The organism is Pseudomonas sp. Pseusp49 (assembly GCF_059491875.1).
The window spans coordinates 5,203,881-5,219,130 of record NZ_CP168514.1 but is presented as its reverse complement, the minus strand read 5'-3'; the positions used below and the strand labels follow the sequence as shown (position 1 = coordinate 5,219,130).

The 15,250-nt window shown below is 61.4% G+C and carries 16 protein-coding genes; 13 read left to right on the top strand and 3 right to left on the bottom strand.

Going from position 1 to position 15,250, the window contains the following annotated elements; all coding sequences use genetic code 11:
* Positions 1–24: 24 nt before the first annotated feature.
* Positions 25–1,023 (top strand): LysR family transcriptional regulator, encoded by a 999-nt coding sequence (locus ACEN83_RS23140; RefSeq protein WP_007972362.1) that lies wholly within the window; start codon positions 25–27, stop codon positions 1,021–1,023.
* Positions 1,024–1,195: 172 nt separating this feature from the next.
* On the opposite strand, the gene ACEN83_RS23135 is transcribed toward ACEN83_RS23140, so the two are convergent.
* Both ACEN83_RS23135 and ACEN83_RS23130 read right to left on the bottom strand, forming a co-directional pair.
* A complete protein-coding gene (locus ACEN83_RS23135; protein ID WP_007972361.1) occupies positions 1,196–1,603 on the bottom strand; it encodes a PA2817 family protein in 408 nt (135 codons plus the stop codon).
* A 74-nt stretch (positions 1,604–1,677) separates the two neighbouring features.
* Positions 1,678–4,125 carry an acyl-CoA dehydrogenase gene (locus tag ACEN83_RS23130; protein WP_495578542.1) on the bottom strand — a complete coding sequence of 816 codons (2,448 nt, stop codon included), beginning with the start codon at positions 4,123–4,125 and terminating at the stop codon, positions 1,678–1,680.
* A 225-nt stretch (positions 4,126–4,350) separates the two neighbouring features.
* On the opposite strand from ACEN83_RS23130, the gene ACEN83_RS23125 reads away from it, so the two are divergent.
* The 4 genes from ACEN83_RS23125 to ACEN83_RS23110 all read left to right on the top strand — a co-directional run bounded on the left by ACEN83_RS23125 (position 4,351) and on the right by ACEN83_RS23110 (position 7,518).
* Positions 4,351–5,010, top strand: a complete 660-nt coding sequence (locus ACEN83_RS23125) for a transglutaminase-like domain-containing protein (RefSeq protein WP_102700915.1) — start codon at positions 4,351–4,353, stop codon at positions 5,008–5,010.
* A 43-nt stretch (positions 5,011–5,053) separates the two neighbouring features.
* The gene (locus tag ACEN83_RS23120) at positions 5,054–5,677 is read left to right on the top strand and encodes a glutathione S-transferase family protein (protein ID WP_495578541.1); all 624 of its coding nucleotides are present in this window, start codon (positions 5,054–5,056) and stop codon (positions 5,675–5,677) included.
* A 132-nt stretch (positions 5,678–5,809) separates the two neighbouring features.
* Entirely contained in the window at positions 5,810–6,742 is a 933-nt protein-coding gene (locus tag ACEN83_RS23115; RefSeq protein ID WP_495578540.1) for an ABC transporter ATP-binding protein, read from the top strand.
* A complete protein-coding gene (locus tag ACEN83_RS23110; RefSeq protein WP_007972352.1) occupies positions 6,739–7,518 on the top strand; it encodes an ABC transporter permease in 780 nt (259 codons plus the stop codon). Before ACEN83_RS23115 ends, ACEN83_RS23110 begins: the two co-directional genes overlap by 4 nt.
* A 150-nt stretch (positions 7,519–7,668) precedes the next feature.
* Here the strand turns inward: ACEN83_RS23110 and ACEN83_RS23105 are convergent, their stop codons facing one another.
* A complete protein-coding gene (locus ACEN83_RS23105) occupies positions 7,669–8,184 on the bottom strand; it encodes a DUF2062 domain-containing protein (RefSeq protein WP_007972350.1) in 516 nt (171 codons plus the stop codon).
* A gap of 135 nt (positions 8,185–8,319) precedes the next feature.
* On the opposite strand from ACEN83_RS23105, the gene ACEN83_RS23100 reads away from it, so the two are divergent.
* From ACEN83_RS23100 to murB, 8 genes are all read left to right on the top strand, one after another.
* Positions 8,320–10,554 (top strand): DNA internalization-related competence protein ComEC/Rec2, encoded by a 2,235-nt coding sequence (locus tag ACEN83_RS23100; protein ID WP_495578539.1) that lies wholly within the window; start codon positions 8,320–8,322, stop codon positions 10,552–10,554.
* 98 nt (positions 10,555–10,652) lie between these two features.
* On the top strand, positions 10,653–11,288 hold the full coding sequence (locus ACEN83_RS23095; protein ID WP_015096396.1) for a MotA/TolQ/ExbB proton channel family protein: 636 nt from the start codon (positions 10,653–10,655) through the stop codon (positions 11,286–11,288).
* Complete coding sequence (locus ACEN83_RS23090) at positions 11,285–11,713, top strand: ExbD/TolR family protein (protein WP_007972252.1); 429 nt, start codon at positions 11,285–11,287, stop codon at positions 11,711–11,713. The genes ACEN83_RS23095 and ACEN83_RS23090 overlap by 4 nt, the downstream gene beginning before the upstream one ends.
* A complete protein-coding gene (lpxK, locus tag ACEN83_RS23085; RefSeq protein ID WP_116579974.1) occupies positions 11,713–12,723 on the top strand; it encodes a tetraacyldisaccharide 4'-kinase in 1,011 nt (336 codons plus the stop codon). Before ACEN83_RS23090 ends, lpxK begins: the two co-directional genes overlap by 1 nt.
* 24 nt (positions 12,724–12,747) lie before the next feature.
* Positions 12,748–12,933 carry a Trm112 family protein gene (locus ACEN83_RS23080; RefSeq protein WP_003179363.1) on the top strand — a complete coding sequence of 62 codons (186 nt, stop codon included), beginning with the start codon at positions 12,748–12,750 and terminating at the stop codon, positions 12,931–12,933.
* The gene (kdsB, locus tag ACEN83_RS23075; protein ID WP_414914909.1) at positions 12,930–13,694 is read left to right on the top strand and encodes a 3-deoxy-manno-octulosonate cytidylyltransferase; all 765 of its coding nucleotides are present in this window, start codon (positions 12,930–12,932) and stop codon (positions 13,692–13,694) included. Before ACEN83_RS23080 ends, kdsB begins: the two co-directional genes overlap by 4 nt.
* Positions 13,694–14,158 (top strand): low molecular weight protein-tyrosine-phosphatase, encoded by a 465-nt coding sequence (locus ACEN83_RS23070; protein ID WP_102673880.1) that lies wholly within the window; start codon positions 13,694–13,696, stop codon positions 14,156–14,158. The genes kdsB and ACEN83_RS23070 overlap by 1 nt, the downstream gene beginning before the upstream one ends.
* Entirely contained in the window at positions 14,155–15,174 is a 1,020-nt protein-coding gene (gene murB, locus ACEN83_RS23065; protein WP_495578538.1) for a UDP-N-acetylmuramate dehydrogenase, read from the top strand. Before ACEN83_RS23070 ends, murB begins: the two co-directional genes overlap by 4 nt.
* The last annotated feature ends 76 nt before the right edge of the window (positions 15,175–15,250 follow it).

The window sequence follows — 15,250 nt, the reverse complement described above, 5'->3', positions numbered from 1 at the left end:
CAAACATCAAAGGACTGTTGCGTTGTGAGCATAAATCTTCCACTGCCGCTGCTGGGTGAAATGGCGATTTTCGTCAAGGTTGTCGAGACGGGCAGTTTCTCCGAGGCCGCTCGTCAGTTGGGTTCTTCGCCCTCGGCGGTCAGTCGCAGCATCTCGCGCCTGGAGAAGGCGCTCGCCACCCGGTTGCTGCAACGAACCACGCGCAAGTTGCGTCTGAGCGACGGTGGCGAGGAGGTGTTCAAGCGGTGCCAGGAAATGGTCAATGCCGCGCGGTCAGTGATGGAAGTCAGTGGTCAGTTCACCGATGAACCCGAGGGGCTGGTGCGTATCAGCGTGCCGAAAGCGGTGGGCCGGATCGTGATTCACCCGCACATGCCGGAGTTCTTGCGGCGTTATCCCAAGGTGGATGTGGAGCTGTTGCTTGAGGACCGCCAGGTCGATTTGATCGACGATCATGTCGACCTGGCGATTCGCATCACCGATCGGCCGCCTGCGGGGCTGGTGGGGCGGCAGTTGCTGACCATCGATCATATGCTCTGCGCCACTCCGCAGTATCTGGCCGAGCACGGGACGCCGACTCATCCCCATGACTTGCTCAATCACAGTTGCATTTACCTGGGCGAAACACCCAGCGACGCACGCTGGAAATTCAAGAAAGGCAGCAAGACGGTAACCGTGGGTGTGCGCGGGCGATATGCCGCCAATCACACCGGCGTACGTTATGGCGCGGTGTTGCAGCACATCGGCATTGGCAGCCTGCCGTATTTCACGGCGCGCCATGCCCTGGAGAAGGGGTTGATGGTGCAAGTGCTGCCGGACTGGACCTTTCTGGCGTCCTATCACGGCGGTGCCTGGTTGCTGCATTCGCCAACCCGATACCTGCCGCCCAAGCTACGGGTGTTGATCGATTACCTGGTGGAATGTCTGGCGAAGGAGCCGACGCTGGGCAAGCCGGGTCGGTCGAATGGTCCGGGCTGGTCGCCATCGGAGTATGAACTGCCGGAGAGTGACGGCTTGTTTTGAAGGTCGAAACAAAGGATCGCAGTCTTCGGCAGTTCCTTGTAGGAACTGGCGCAGCCTGCGATCTTTTGGCGATTTCGGAATCGATCAGGAAACAAGATCAAAAGATCGCAGCCTTCGGCAGCTCCTACAGGTACATCCGACACCTTGTAGGAGCGCTGCGATCTTTTGCAGATCAGTGCTTGCTGTCCTGGTTCGACAAGGCCAGCAGTTGCTTTTCCTGGTTCCAGTCGAAAGGTTCGTCGTTCTGTTCGGCTTCGAAGCGACGCTCTTCCAGGGCCTGGTACAGGTCGATTTCATCATCAGGCATGTAATGCAGGCAGTCACCGGCGAAATACCACAGCAGGTCGCGCGGCACCAGGTGCGCGATTTGCGGATAGCGAGTGATGACCTGGCACAGAATGTCCTGGCCCAGGTACTGGCTTTCGATCGGATCGACAGGCAGTAACGCCAGCAGCTCGTCGAAGCGCTCAAGGAACAAGGCATGGCTTTCGTCGGGAACCTGCTCGGCCTCACCTACGGCGACCAGGATGCTGCGCAGGTGGTCGAGTAAAACGAGATGATCGGCAACGATGTTGGACACGAGATAAGTCCTCAAGAGCAAAACGGGCGCGGGAGTATAAAGCGCCCGCGCCCGTTTTTACATGTTTGAAGGGATCAGCGGACTTTTCCCTCGGCCAGTGCCAACGCCTCTTGGTCAAAGTCATCGACATCGATCACCTTGCGCCGGGCCGCTTCGGCTTCACGCAGGGTTTGCGCTTCCACCGGCTGCAACACACCAGCCTCGAGCGCGGCATCGATCAGTGACTCGCCGGCCAGCGGTTTGACCTGGCCGCTCTTGAGTGCCACATGCAGCTTTTTCTGCAGCGGCTGAGCGGCGCTCAACAGGTTGCAGGCGTATTGCAAGGCGCCGACCGGATCGTCGCTCGCCTGTGGGCGATAGCAACCCAGGAGCAATTCCTCCAGGGCTGGGTCGCCCTTGGCGCGACCAATCAAGGCAGCGACTTCGGCAGCGAGGTTGTCCGAGGGGCCTTTGTGCCGGCGACCGAACGGGAACACGATCACCCGCAACAGGCAGCCCACGACTTTGTTCGGAAAGTTGTTCAGCAGCTCATCCATGGCCCGTTCCGCCTGCCCCAGGCTTTCTTCCATGGCCCAGCTCACCAGTGCCGTCATGTACTCCGGTGTGTCGAGATCGTGATAGCGCTTGAGTGCCGCAGAGGCCAGGTAAAGGTTGCTCAGTACGTCACCCAGCCGTGCGGACAGGCGTTCCCGGCGTTTCAGTGCGCCGCCCAGCAACATCATGCTGAGGTCGGCGAGCAGGGCGAAAGCAGCGGCCTGACGATTGAGGGCGCGGAAGTAACCCTGGCTGAGTTTGTCGCCCGGGGTGTGTTCGAGGTGCCCGAAACCGAGATTCAGCACCAGCGTACTGGCGGCGTTGCCCACGGCAAAACCGATGTGCTTGAGCAGCAGGCCATCGAACTCTCTGAGCGCCTGATCCTTGTCTTCACGGCCGGCGAGGGCCATTTCCTTGAGCACGAAGGGATGGCAGCGGATCGCGCCCTGGCCAAAGATCATCAGGTTGCGCGAGAGAATGTTCGCGCCTTCCACCGTGATAAAAATCGGCGCACCGTTCCATTTACGGCCCAGGTAATTGTTCGGCCCCATGATGATCGCCTTGCCGCCGTGCACATCCATGGCATCGCTGATGCAGTCGCGGCCGCGCTCGGTCAGGTGGTACTTGAGAATCGCCGACAGCACCGACGGTTTCTCGCCCAGGTCGACCGCATTGGCAGTCAGCATGCGGGCGGCGTCCATCATCCAGGCGTTGCCGCCAATGCGGGCCATGGCTTCCTGGATGCCCTCGAAAGCGGCAATCGGTACATTGAACTGCTCACGAATCTGCGCGTATTGGCCCGTCACCAGGCCGGTGAACTTGGCCATGCCGGTGCCCACCGCCGGCAGGGAAATCGAACGCCCCACCGACAGGCAATTCATCAGCATCATCCAGCCCTTGCCGAGCATTTCCTGGCCGCCGATGAGGAACTCAAGCGGGACGAACACGTCCTTGCCCGAGTTCGGGCCATTCATGAACGCGGCGCCCAACGGCAGATGCCGGCGGCCGATCTCGACACCTTCGGTATCGGTCGGAATCAGCGCCAGGCTGATGCCCAGGTCTTCCTTGTCGCCCAGCAGGTGATCCGGGTCATAGGCCTTGAAGGCCAGGCCGAGGAGGGTAGCCACCGGGCCGAGGGTGATGTAACGCTTTTCCCAGTTCAGGCGCAGGCCGAGAACCTCCTGGCCTTCCCATTCACCTTTGCAGATCACCCCGGAGTCCGGCATGCCGCCCGCGTCGGAGCCGGCCAGCGGACCGGTCAGGGCAAAGCACGGAATGTCGTCGCCGCGTGCCAGGCGTGGCAGGTAATGATTGCGTTGTTCGTCGGTGCCGTAGTGCAGCAACAATTCGGCCGGGCCGAGGGAATTGGGGACCATCACGGTGGAGGCGAGGTCGCCGCTGTGGCTTGCCAGCTTCATCGCCACTTGCGAGTGGGCATAGGCAGAGAAGCCTTTGCCGCCAAACTCTTTGGGGATGATCAGGGCGAAAAAACCGTTGTCCTTGATGAACGCCCAGGCTTCGGGCGGCAGGTCCATGGTTTGACCGAGCTGCCATTCATTGACCATGGTGCAGAGTGTTTCGGTCGGCCCGTCGATGAAAGCCTGTTCTTCTTCGTTCAATTGCGCTTTGGGATAGGACAGCAGTTTGTTCCAGTCCGGACGGCCACTGAACAGCTCTCCGTCCCACCACACCGTACCGGCGTCGATGGCATCGCGTTCGGTTTGCGACATCGGCGGCAGGGTTTTCTGGAACCAGTTGAACATCGGTGCGCTGAACAATTTGCGACGCAGGTCGGGCAGCAGCAAAGGCGCGGCGACGGCAGCGATCAATACCCAGAAAACCAGCAGCAACCAGCCCGGTGCGCGGCTGAAAGCGCCCATGGCCACGACATAGACGGCCACGATGACCAGGGCGGGCAGCGGGGCGATGCGGCGGTGGGCCAGATAAGCAATACCGACCAGCAGAACCAGTATCCACAACAGCAGCATATTTATTCCTCCGTGAAACCAGGGCGAACCAGCCCTCAGAGCTTAGACGGCATCCACAAAACAGGCGGGTGGTGACCCAGGATGATTTTCGTGGGCCAGATGGGCCGCACACGTGGGAAAAACCTTCATTGAACGAGCGGCAAAGCGCCCATATTTGGCCGAAACGTCGTTATCTCTGTGCTGAAGCTCTCGCTAGACTCGGGGCTTCCCCTGGAGATTATTCTCATGCACGAGTACTTGAGTCCCGGCCGCTTCATCGATAGTGACCATCCGTCTGTGGTGGAGTTCGCCGAAAAACACCGCGGTGCCAGTCGCGATCCGCTTGAACAGGCGATCAGTCTTTATTACGCCGTGCGCGAAGCGGTGCGCTACAACCCGTACACCTTCAGTCGCGATCCGCAGACCCTGCGCGGCAGTCATGCATTGGCGACCGGGGAGAGTTACTGCGTGCCCAAGGCCACGTTGCTGGCAGGTGCAGCGCGGCATTGCGGGATTCCCGCGCGGATCGGCCTGGCGGATGTGCGCAATCATTTGTCGACGCCTCGCCTGCTTGAATTGCTCAAGAGCGACATGTTCGCCATGCACGGCTACACCGAGTTTTATTTGCAGGGTCGCTGGATCAAGGCGACGCCGGCGTTCAACCGCAAACTTTGCGAGCTGTTCAATGTGGCGCCGCTGGAATTCGACGGGATCAACGACAGCGTTTTTCATCCCTTCAACCGCGATGGAGCGAAGTTGATGGAGTACCTCGTCGATCACGGCCAGTTCGCCGACGTCCCTGAAGCGTTCTTTTTCGAACACCTGGAAAAATGCTATCCGCACCTGTTCGGTGAGCAACTGCAACCGCTGTTGGGGGACATGCAGAGCGATTTGAGTCGCACCTGATCCGGCGTATGCTGCCTGCCCACTTATCGAAAAAGAGGCGGTCATGCTGAAAATCTGGGGTCGGAAAAACTCATCGAATGTGAGAAAGCCATTGTGGGCCGCCGAAGAACTGGGCCTGGCCTACGAGGCGATCGATGCCGGTGGCGCCTTTGGTGTCGTCGATACACCCGAGTACCGCGCGATGAACCCCAACGGTCGGGTGCCGGTGATCGAGGACGATGGTTTCGTGTTGTGGGAATCCAACGCCATCGTGCGTTACCTGATGGCCCGCCACGCCGTCGACACGGCCTGGTACCCCGCGGATCTGCAAGCCCGTGCCAGCGCCGACAAATGGATGGACTGGACCACCTCAAGCTTTGCCGGCCCGTTCCGTACCGTATTCTGGGGTGTGCTGCGTACCCCGGCAGACCAGCAGGACTGGCCCGCCATCAAGGCGGCGATCAAGGAATGCGACACGCTGCTGGCGATGGCCGACCAGGCGTTGGCGAACACGCCCTACCTGTCCGGAGACGAGATCGGCATGGGTGATATTCCCCTGGGCAGTTTCATTTATGCCTGGTTCGAGATGCCGATCGAGCGTGCGCGACTACCGCATCTGCAGGCCTGGTACGCGCGGTTGAAACAGCGTCCGGCGTATCAAAAGGCGGTCATGACCGCGTTGACTTAATACTCACTATCGACACGCTTGACTGTACTTGTGTGGCGGCGACAAGCACCATTGTGCCAAGTTGTTGCGGTTGTATTGTTCGCCGCCGCCCATACTTATCCCTTTCTTCCCTTCTTGGTGCGTAAATCAGATATGAGTTCCGCTCTGTCCATCCGGCAGCTAACCAAAACCTACGGCAACGGTTTCCAGGCCCTGAGTGGTATCGATCTGGAAGTCGCCGAAGGTGACTTTTTCGCCTTGCTCGGCCCCAACGGCGCCGGCAAATCCACGACCATCGGCATTCTCTCGACCCTGGTGAACAAGACCAGCGGCACGGTGAATATCTTCGGTCACGACCTGGACCGCAATCCTGCGCAGCTCAAGCGCTCCATCGGCGTGGTGCCTCAGGAATTCAACTTCAACCAGTTCGAAAAGACCTTCGACATCGTCGTGACCCAGGCCGGCTACTACGGCATCCCGGCGAAAGTCGCCAAGGAACGCGCCGAACAGTACCTGACCCAACTGGGGCTGTGGGACAAGAAGGACGTGCCGTCGCGTTCACTGTCCGGCGGCATGAAGCGTCGCCTGATGATCGCCCGCGCGCTGGTGCATGAACCGCGCCTGCTGATCCTCGACGAACCGACTGCCGGGGTGGACATCGAGCTGCGTCGCTCGATGTGGAGCTTCCTCACCGAGCTGAACCAGAAAGGCATCACCATCATCCTCACCACCCATTACCTGGAAGAGGCTGAGCAGTTGTGCCGCAACATCGGCATCATCGACCACGGCACCATTGTCGAGAACACCAGCATGCGTCAGTTGCTCAGCCAACTGCATGTCGAAACCTTTCTGCTGGACCTCAAGGGCGACCTGCCCGCCGCGCCTCAGTTGCTCGGCTACCCGTCCCGGCTGATCGACAGCCACACCCTGGAAGTCCAGGTGGAAAAGTCCATGGGCATCACCGCGCTGTTCACCCAGCTGGCGCAGCAGAACATCGAAGTGCTGAGCCTGCGTAACAAAACCAATCGCCTCGAGGAGTTGTTCGTGTCCCTGGTGGAGAAAAATCTGTCGAAGGTGGCGGTATGAGTTCCGAGTTGCGCCCCAACCTCATTGCTCTCAACACCATCGTTTACCGTGAAGTCCGGCGTTTCACCCGGATCTGGCCGCAGACCCTGCTGCCGCCGGCCATCACCATGGTCCTGTACTTCGTGATCTTCGGTAACCTGATCGGTCGGCAAATCGGTGACATGGGTGGCTTCACCTATATGGAGTACATCGTGCCGGGGCTGATCATGATGTCGGTGATCACCAACTCCTACGGCAACGTGGTGTCGAGTTTCTTCGGCAGCAAATTCCAGCGCTCCATCGAAGAGCTGATGGTCTCGCCGCTATCGCCGCACACCATCCTGATCGGCTACACCCTGGGCGGCGTGCTGCGCGGGTTGATGGTGGGGATCATCGTGACCCTGCTGTCGCTGTTCTTCACCCACTTGCAGGTGCATCACCTGGGCGTGACCATTCTGGTGGTGGTGCTGACGGCGACCATCTTCTCGCTGCTGGGCTTCATCAACGCCGTGTTTGCGCGCAACTTCGATGATATTTCGATCATTCCGACTTTCGTGCTGACGCCACTGACCTACCTGGGCGGGGTTTTCTACTCGATCACCTTGCTGCCGCCGTTCTGGCAGACCGTCTCGCTGGCCAACCCGGTGCTGCACATGGTCAACGCATTCCGTTACGGCATCCTCGGCGTATCGGATATCCGCATCAGTGTGGCCATCGCTTTCATGCTGGTGGCGACCGTAGTGCTGTATATCGGTTGTGCACGGTTGCTGGTCAGCGGACGCGGGATGCGCACCTGACCTTCCTTGTAGGAGCTGCCGAAGGCTGCGATCTTTTGGCTTTTTAACGGGCTCAAATCAAGATCAAAAGATCGCAGCCTGCGGCAGCTCCTACAGGGGGTGTATGGCAGATGTAAAAAAAACGGCGCCCTGGAGCGCCGTTTTGCATTTTCACATCCGGCTCTTCTTGCGCCGCTTCCATTGCCTGGCCACCCACCAGCGCCAATACGTCATCACCATGAAGTAGGACAGCGCGCCGAGTGCCAGCCCCGTCACCACCGAACCCAACAGGAACGGTTGCCACAAGGTCGAGATTTCGCCCCTGATCCATTCCCAGGTCAGTGAGTCCGGCAACTGCCGGGCGGGGACGTCCATCAGCCAGGCGCCGGTCTGGTAGGTGCAAAAGAACACGGCAGGCATGGTGATCGGGTTGGTCAGCCAGACCAGGCTCACGGCGATCGGCATGTTGCCGCGCACGATGATGGCGAGGGTTGCCGCCAGCAGCATCTGCAACGGGATTGGCAGGAACGCCGCGAACAGACCCACCGCCATGGCGCGGGCCACGGAGTGGCGGTTGAGGTGCCACAGGTTCGGGTCATGCAGCAGCGTGCCGAGAAAGCGTAAGGACTTGTGTTCCCTGATGCTCATCGGGTCTGGCATGTAACGTTTGAATAAGCGCCGGGGCATAAGGCTTCTCGGTCGGTCAGGGTGGCAAGTATGTCTGGATTCTATGAACTGCCCATTCAGACTTTGTGACAATTGATAACGGCGCTCGCGCGACGGACGGGCTAAGCCTTGGAGGGGACTCTCAAGGACGGGCTTATGCGCACAGGGATGATGGCGTTGGCGCTGGGTCTGCTGACTTTGCGTTTTTTACCGGCGTTGCCGCCGGTCTGGTTGTGGCTGGCGATGCCGGTGGCGGGTTTGATGTTGTTGCCATTCAGGACGTATCCGGTGGCGTTTTACCTGTTCGGTTTGAGTTGGGCCTGCGCGAATGCGCAGTGGGCGCTGGATGACCGGTTGCCGCCGGCGCTGGACGGAGAAACCCGCTGGGTCGAAGGACGGGTCACCGGCTTGCCCCGGCATGACGACGGTGTCGTGCGTTTCGAATTGACCGACATCGAGTCCCGGCGTACCCGACTGCCGCGGCAAATGCGCCTGTCCTGGTACGGCGGGCCGCCGGTGAACAGTGGTGAGCGCTGGCGTCTGGCCGTCAAATTGAAGCGTCCGGTCGGGCTCCTCAATCCGCAGGCGTTCGATTACCAGGCCTGGTTGCTGGCACAACACATCGGGGCGACCGGGACGGTCAAGCAGGGCGAACGCCTTGCGCCAGCCCAGTGGGCCTGGCGCGATGGCATCCGCCAGCGTTTGCAAGCGGTGGATGCCCAGGGGCGAGGCGGCGCGTTGACGGCGTTGGTGCTCGGCGACGGTGCCGGGCTGAGTCGCGAAGACTGGCAGGTATTGCAGGACACCGGCACGGTTCATCTGTTGGTGATTTCCGGGCAGCACATCGGCTTGCTGGCGGGCGTCGTGTATCTGCTGATTGCCGGCCTGGCCCGCCTGGGGTTATGGCCGAACCGTCTGCCATGGCTGCCTTGGGCGTGTGGCCTGGCATTCGCCGCGGCGCTCGGTTACGGGATGCTGGCCGGATTCGGGGTGCCGGTGCGACGAGCCTGCCTGATGCTGGGCCTGGTGTTGCTGTGGCGTCTGCGGTTTCGTCATCTCGGTGCGTGGTGGCCGCTTTTGCTGGCCCTCTGCGGCATTTTGCTGCTGGAGCCGCTGGCGAGTCTCCAGCCTGGTTTCTGGCTGTCTTTCGCGGCCGTGGCCGTCTTGATATTGACCTTCGGCGGCCGATTGGGCCCCTGGCGATGGTGGCAAACCTGGACCCGTGCCCAGTGGCTGATTGCAATCGGATTGTGCCCGTTACTGTTGATATTGGGATTGCCGATCAGCCTGAGCGGTCCGGCAGCCAATTTGCTGGCGGTGCCGTGGATCAGTCTGCTGGTGTTGCCGCCGGCCTTGCTCGGGACATTGCTGTTGCCGGTGCCCTACGTGGGCGAGGGCCTGTTGTGGCTGGCGGGCGGATTGATCGGTGGGTTGTTCAGGGGCCTGGCGTTGTTGGCCGAGGTGCTACCCGCGTGGGAGCCGGAGGCGATTCCTCTGGGGGTATGGAGCCTCGGCGCGCTGGGCGCTTTTCTACTGCTGTTGCCGCGTGGCGTTCCGCTGCGCCCGCTGGGTTGGCCTCTGCTGCTGTTGCTGGTGTTTCCGCCCCGGTCAATGCTGCCGGAAGGCATCGCTGAAGTCTGGCAACTGGACGTGGGGCAGGGGCTGGCTATTTTGGTGCGCACCCGGCATCACACCTTGCTGTATGACGCCGGACCGCGATTCGGTGAGCTCGACCAGGGGGAGCGGGTGGTGCTGCCGGCGTTGCGCAAACTGGGGGTGAAGGACCTCGACCTGATGTTGATCAGCCACGCCCACGCCGACCATGCCGGCGGTGCCCGGGCGATTGCCAAAGGCTTGCCTGTAAAACAGGTGGTCAGTGGTGAACCGTCAGACTTGCCTGTGGAGTTGCAGGCCGGGCGTTGTGAGAGCGGCCGGCAATGGACCTGGGATCAAGTCGATTTCCAGCTTTGGCACTGGCCATCGGCCGGCGACAGCAACCAGAACTCTTGTGTCTTGCTGATCGAGGCCAATGGCGAACGGTTGCTGTTGAGTGGAGACATCGATGCCGCCGCCGAGAGAGCCCTGCTGGACAGTCCGTTGGCCGTGCCCACCGATTGGCTGCAGGCGCCACACCACGGCAGTCGCAGTTCGTCGTCAAACGCCCTGCTGGATGCCCTGCAACCCAAAGGGGCGCTGATCTCACGCGGCCAGGGCAATTCGTTTGGTCATCCGCATCCCACGGTCATCGCGCGTTATCAAAAACGTGGAATGGCGATCTACGACAGCGTCGAGCAGGGTGCCATTCGTCTGCAACTGGGGCGCTTCGAACCACCGTGGACAATGCGCCAGGAACGGCGTTTCTGGCGCGATCCGCCGCCTTTGAACCCATGACCGAGCGTTATCAAAGCCCGACCGGTTGCGACATCACGGTCTTCGGTGCGTCCACCCCCTATGTTAGAGTGGCGCACTTTTTCGAGGGGGCTGTCACTGTGTGGGAATTGGTCAAATCCGGCGGCTGGATGATGCTGCCGATCATTTTGAGCTCCATCGCGGCCATGGCGATCGTTGCCGAGCGCCTGTGGACCCTGCGGGCCAGCCGCGTGACCCCGGAGCACTTGCTCGGGCAGGTCTGGGTCTGGATCAAGGACAAACAGCTCAACAAGGAAAAACTCAAGGAACTGCGCGCCAACTCTCCGCTGGGCGAAATCCTGGCGGCCGGCCTGGCCAACTCCAAGCATGGTCGCGAGATCATGAAGGAGTGTATCGAAGAGGCCGCACAACGGGTCATCCATGAGCTCGAGCGCTACGTCGCCGCCCTCGGCACCATCGCCGCCATGGCGCCGTTGCTGGGCCTGCTGGGTACGGTGCTGGGCATGATCGATATTTTCAGTGCGTTCACAGGCTCAGGCATGACCACCAACGCTTCGGTACTGGCCGGTGGTATTTCCAAGGCCCTGATCACCACGGCCGCGGGCCTGATGGTGGGTATCCCCGCAGTGTTTTTCCACCGTTTCCTGCAACGCCGGATCGATGAGCTGGTGGTGGGCATGGAGCAGGAAGCGATCAAGCTGGTCGAAGTGGTGCAGGGCGATCGCGACGTGGACCTGACCGGGAGCAAAGCGTGAAATTCCGCCGCAAACCACGGGAAACGGTGGACATCAACCTCGCATCGCTGATCGACGTGGTGTTCATCCTGTTGCTGTTTTTTGTCGTGACCACCACCTTCACCCGTGAAACCCAGTTGCGCGTCGATCTGCCGGAAGCCGTCAGCGGCACGCCGGCCGACGATCAGAGCAAGCCGCTGGACATAGCCATCAGCGCCGACGGCGTGTTCTCGGTGAACAACCAGATCCTGCCGAAAAGCGACCTGGCCTCGCTGATGGACGCGCTGCAAAAAGAGGCCAACGGCGACACCAACCGGCCGCTGTCCATCAGTGCTGACGGCAAGACTGCGCATCAGTCCGTGGTGACGGCCATGGATGCCGCCGGCAAACTCGGCTTCAGTCACTTGCGCATGACCACCATCGAGGCGGCGCCTCCCGCGCCCTGATGGCCATGTCCGATCGATTGCTCGCCGCGTGGTACGCAGGTCATCCGGCCCTGAAGCTGTTACAGCCACTGGAATGGCTGTACCGACGCGTGGTCATGAACAAGCGCAAGCGCTTTCTGGCGGGGGAGGGCGAGATCTACCAGCCGCCGGTGCCGCTGATCGTGGTCGGCAACATCACTGTAGGAGGCACCGGCAAGACGCCGCTGATTCTATGGATGATCGAGCACTGCCAGCGCAGCGGCCTGCGGGTCGGCGTGGTCAGCCGCGGCTATGGCGCCAAACCGCCGCAGTTGCCGTGGCGGGTCGAGGCCGAGCAGAGCGCCGACGTCGCCGGTGACGAGCCGCTGCTGATTGTCCAGCGCACGGGCGTGCCGCTGATGATCGACCCCAATCGCAGCAACGCCGTCAAAGCCTTGCTGGCCAGCGAGCCACTGGACCTGATCCTGTCCGACGATGGCATGCAGCATTACCGCATGGCTCGCGACCTGGAGCTGGTGCTGATCGACGCCGCCCGCGGCCTGGGCAACCGCCGCTGCCTGCCCGCCGGACCGTTGCGCGAACCGGTCGAGCGCCTGCAAAGCGTCGACGCGGTCCTCTACAACGGTGCCGCATCCGACCGCGACGATGGCTTTGCCTTTCAATTGCAACCTACCGCGCTGGTCAATCTGCGCAGTGGTGAGCGCCGTCCCCTCGACTGTTTCCCTGTCGGCCAGGCCCTGCACGCGGTCGCCGGTATCGGCAATCCGCAACGTTTCTTCAAGACCCTCGAAACGCTACACTGGCAGCCTGTTCCACATGCGTTTGCCGACCACGCCGAATACAGCGTGCAGGCGTTGAATTTCACGCCGTCATTGCCGTTGGTGATGACGGAAAAAGACGCGGTGAAATGCCGTGCCTTTGCCGCCGCCGACTGGTGGTACCTAGCGGTCGATGCCGTGCCGTCACCGGCCTTCGTGGCCTGGTTCGACACACAGTTGATGCGCCTGCTGCCGGATCGTTTGTTGCCTTAACTCCGTTTTTTCCAGGGAATGCTCATGGACACCAAATTGCTCGACATCCTCGCTTGCCCGGTCTGCAAAGGCCCGCTCAAGCTCAGCGCCGACAAGACCGAGCTGATCAGCAAGGGCGCCGGCCTGGCCTACCCGATTCGCGACGGCATCCCGGTGATGCTCGAGTCGGAAGCACGCACCCTGACCACCGATGAGCGTCTGGATAAATGACCACAGCCTTTACCGTCGTCATTCCATCGCGTTATGCCTCCACCCGCCTGCCAGGCAAGCCGCTGCTGCTGATCGCCGGCAAGCCGATGATCCAGCACGTCTGGGAACAGGCGAGCAAAAGCAGCGCCGGGCGGGTGGTGGTTGCCACTGACGACGCGCGTATCGTCGAGGCCTGCAAGGGCTTCGGTGCGGAAGTGGTGCTGACCCGTGAGGATCACAATTCCGGCACCGATCGCCTGGCCGAAGTCGCAATGAAGCTGGGCCTGGCGCCCGATGCCATCGTCGTCAACGTGCAGGGCGACGAGCCGCTGATCCCGCCGAGCGTGATCGATCAGGTCGCCGCCAATCTGGCGGCCCACGCTGAAGCGCGCATGGCCACCTTGGCCGAGCCGATCGAAGACGCGGACACCCTGTTCAATCCCAACGTGGTCAAGGTCGTCAGCGACCTCAATGGCCTGGCGCTGACGTTCAGTCGCTCCACCTTGCCCTGGGCGCGGGATGCATTTGCCGTGAACCCTGAGCAGTTGCCGGAAGGTGTGCCGTATCGCCGCCATATCGGCATCTATGCCTACCGCGCCGGTTTCCTGCAGGATTTCGTCAACTGGGGTCCATGCTGGCTGGAAAACACCGAGTGCCTGGAACAGCTGCGTGCCCTGTGGCACGGCGTGCGGATCCACGTGGCCGACGCATTGATCGCGCCGCCAGCCGGCGTCGATACCGTTGAAGACCTCGAGCGCGTTCGTCGCCTTCTGGAGGCGTGATGCGCGTTTTGTTCGTGTGCCTGGGCAACATCTGCCGTTCTCCCACGGCCGAAGGCGTGCTGCGGCACAAACTGCGCGAAGCGGGGCTGGCCGATCAGGTTGAGGTTGCCTCCGCCGGCACCGGTGACTGGCATGTCGGCAAGGCGCCGGATAAACGCAGCCAGGCCGCGGCGAAGCTGCGTGGTTACGACTTGTCGGCCCAGCGCGCCCGGCAAGTCAGCCGCGCCGATTTTGCCACCTACGACCTGATCCTCGCGATGGACAACAGCAACCTGCGCAACCTCAAGGCCTTGCAGCCCGCCAAGGGCAAGGCCGAGCTGGACCTGTTCCTGCGCCGTTACCAGTCGCCGATCGATGAAGTGCCGGACCCGTACTACGACGGCGAGCAAGGCTTCGAGCAGGTGTTGGACCTGATCGAGCGCGCCAGTGATTTGCTGGTGATTGAATTGAAGGGACGGTTATGAGTTTGCAAGTTCGATCGCAGGTATCGCTCAAGCCTTTCAACAGCTTTGGCGTGGATGTCCAGGCCCGGCTGTTTGCCGAGGCCCATAGCGACGCCGATGTACGCGAAGCCCTGGCCTACGGGCTGGAGCACAAGGTCCCGGTACTGGTGATCGGCGGTGGCAGCAACCTGCTGCTGACGGCCGATATCGATTCGCTGGTGCTGCGCATGGCCACTCGCGGGATTCGCGTACTGAGCGATGACGACGGCAAAGTGGTGATCGAGGCCGAGGCGGGCGAATCCTGGCATCCCTTTGTGCAACACACCCTGGCGCTTGGGTTGTCCGGCCTGGAAAACCTCAGCCTGATTCCCGGCACCGTGGGTGCGGCACCGATGCAGAACATCGGCGCCTATGGGGTCGAGATCAAGGATGTGTTCGCTGGCCTGACCGCCCTCGATCGCCAGACCGGCGAACTGCGCGACTTCAGTCTGGGAGAGTGCAACTTTGCCTACCGCGACAGCCTGTTCAAGCAGGAACCGGGGCGCTGGTTGATCCTGCGTGTGCGCTTCGCCCTCGACCGTGCCGCGCATTTGCACCTGGAGTACGGCCCGGTGCGTCAGCGCTTGACCGAACAAGGTATCGACCATCCGACCGCCAGCGATGTCAGCCGGGCCATTTGCAGCATCCGCAACGAGAAACTCCCGGACCCGGCCGTACTCGGCAATGCCGGCAGTTTCTTCAAGAACCCTTTGGTGTCGGCGGCGCTGGCTGCGCGGCTCAAGGGCGAATACCCGGACCTGGTGGCCTATGCGCAACCCGACGGGCAGATGAAGCTGGCCGCTGGCTGGTTGATCGAGCGGGCAGGCTGGAAAGGCTTTCGCGATGCCGACGCAGGTGTTCACAAGCTGCAGGCGCTGGTGCTGGTCAACTATGGCGGCGCAACGGGCCTGCAATTGCTGAACCTGGCGCAGCGCATCCAGAAAGATATTGCAAAACGCTTCCATGTCGACCTGGAAATGGAACCGAACCGGTATTGATGAGGCAGCCGCGAGCTGCAAGCCTCAAGCGGCAAGCTACAATCCTTAAATTCAGGCTCTTCGCTGTTTTGCTTTT

Excerpts from the sequence above, each read along its gene's own strand:
- ACEN83_RS23130 (WP_495578542.1), bottom strand. The coding sequence starts at position 4,125 with ATGCTGCTGTTGTGGATACTGGTTCTGCTGGTCGGTATTGCTTATCTG.
- ACEN83_RS23125 (WP_102700915.1), top strand. The coding sequence starts at position 4,351 with ATGCACGAGTACTTGAGTCCCGGCCGCTTCATCGATAGTGACCATCCG.
- ACEN83_RS23120 (WP_495578541.1), top strand. The coding sequence starts at position 5,054 with ATGCTGAAAATCTGGGGTCGGAAAAACTCATCGAATGTGAGAAAGCCA.
- ACEN83_RS23115 (WP_495578540.1), top strand. The coding sequence starts at position 5,810 with ATGAGTTCCGCTCTGTCCATCCGGCAGCTAACCAAAACCTACGGCAAC.
- ACEN83_RS23110 (WP_007972352.1), top strand. The coding sequence starts at position 6,739 with ATGAGTTCCGAGTTGCGCCCCAACCTCATTGCTCTCAACACCATCGTT.
- ACEN83_RS23105 (WP_007972350.1), bottom strand. The coding sequence starts at position 8,184 with ATGCCCCGGCGCTTATTCAAACGTTACATGCCAGACCCGATGAGCATC.
- ACEN83_RS23100 (WP_495578539.1), top strand. The coding sequence starts at position 8,320 with ATGCGCACAGGGATGATGGCGTTGGCGCTGGGTCTGCTGACTTTGCGT.
- lpxK (WP_116579974.1), top strand. The coding sequence starts at position 11,713 with ATGGCCATGTCCGATCGATTGCTCGCCGCGTGGTACGCAGGTCATCCG.
- ACEN83_RS23080 (WP_003179363.1), top strand. The coding sequence starts at position 12,748 with ATGGACACCAAATTGCTCGACATCCTCGCTTGCCCGGTCTGCAAAGGC.
- kdsB (WP_414914909.1), top strand. The coding sequence starts at position 12,930 with ATGACCACAGCCTTTACCGTCGTCATTCCATCGCGTTATGCCTCCACC.
- ACEN83_RS23070 (WP_102673880.1), top strand. The coding sequence starts at position 13,694 with ATGCGCGTTTTGTTCGTGTGCCTGGGCAACATCTGCCGTTCTCCCACG.
- murB (WP_495578538.1), top strand. The coding sequence starts at position 14,155 with ATGAGTTTGCAAGTTCGATCGCAGGTATCGCTCAAGCCTTTCAACAGC.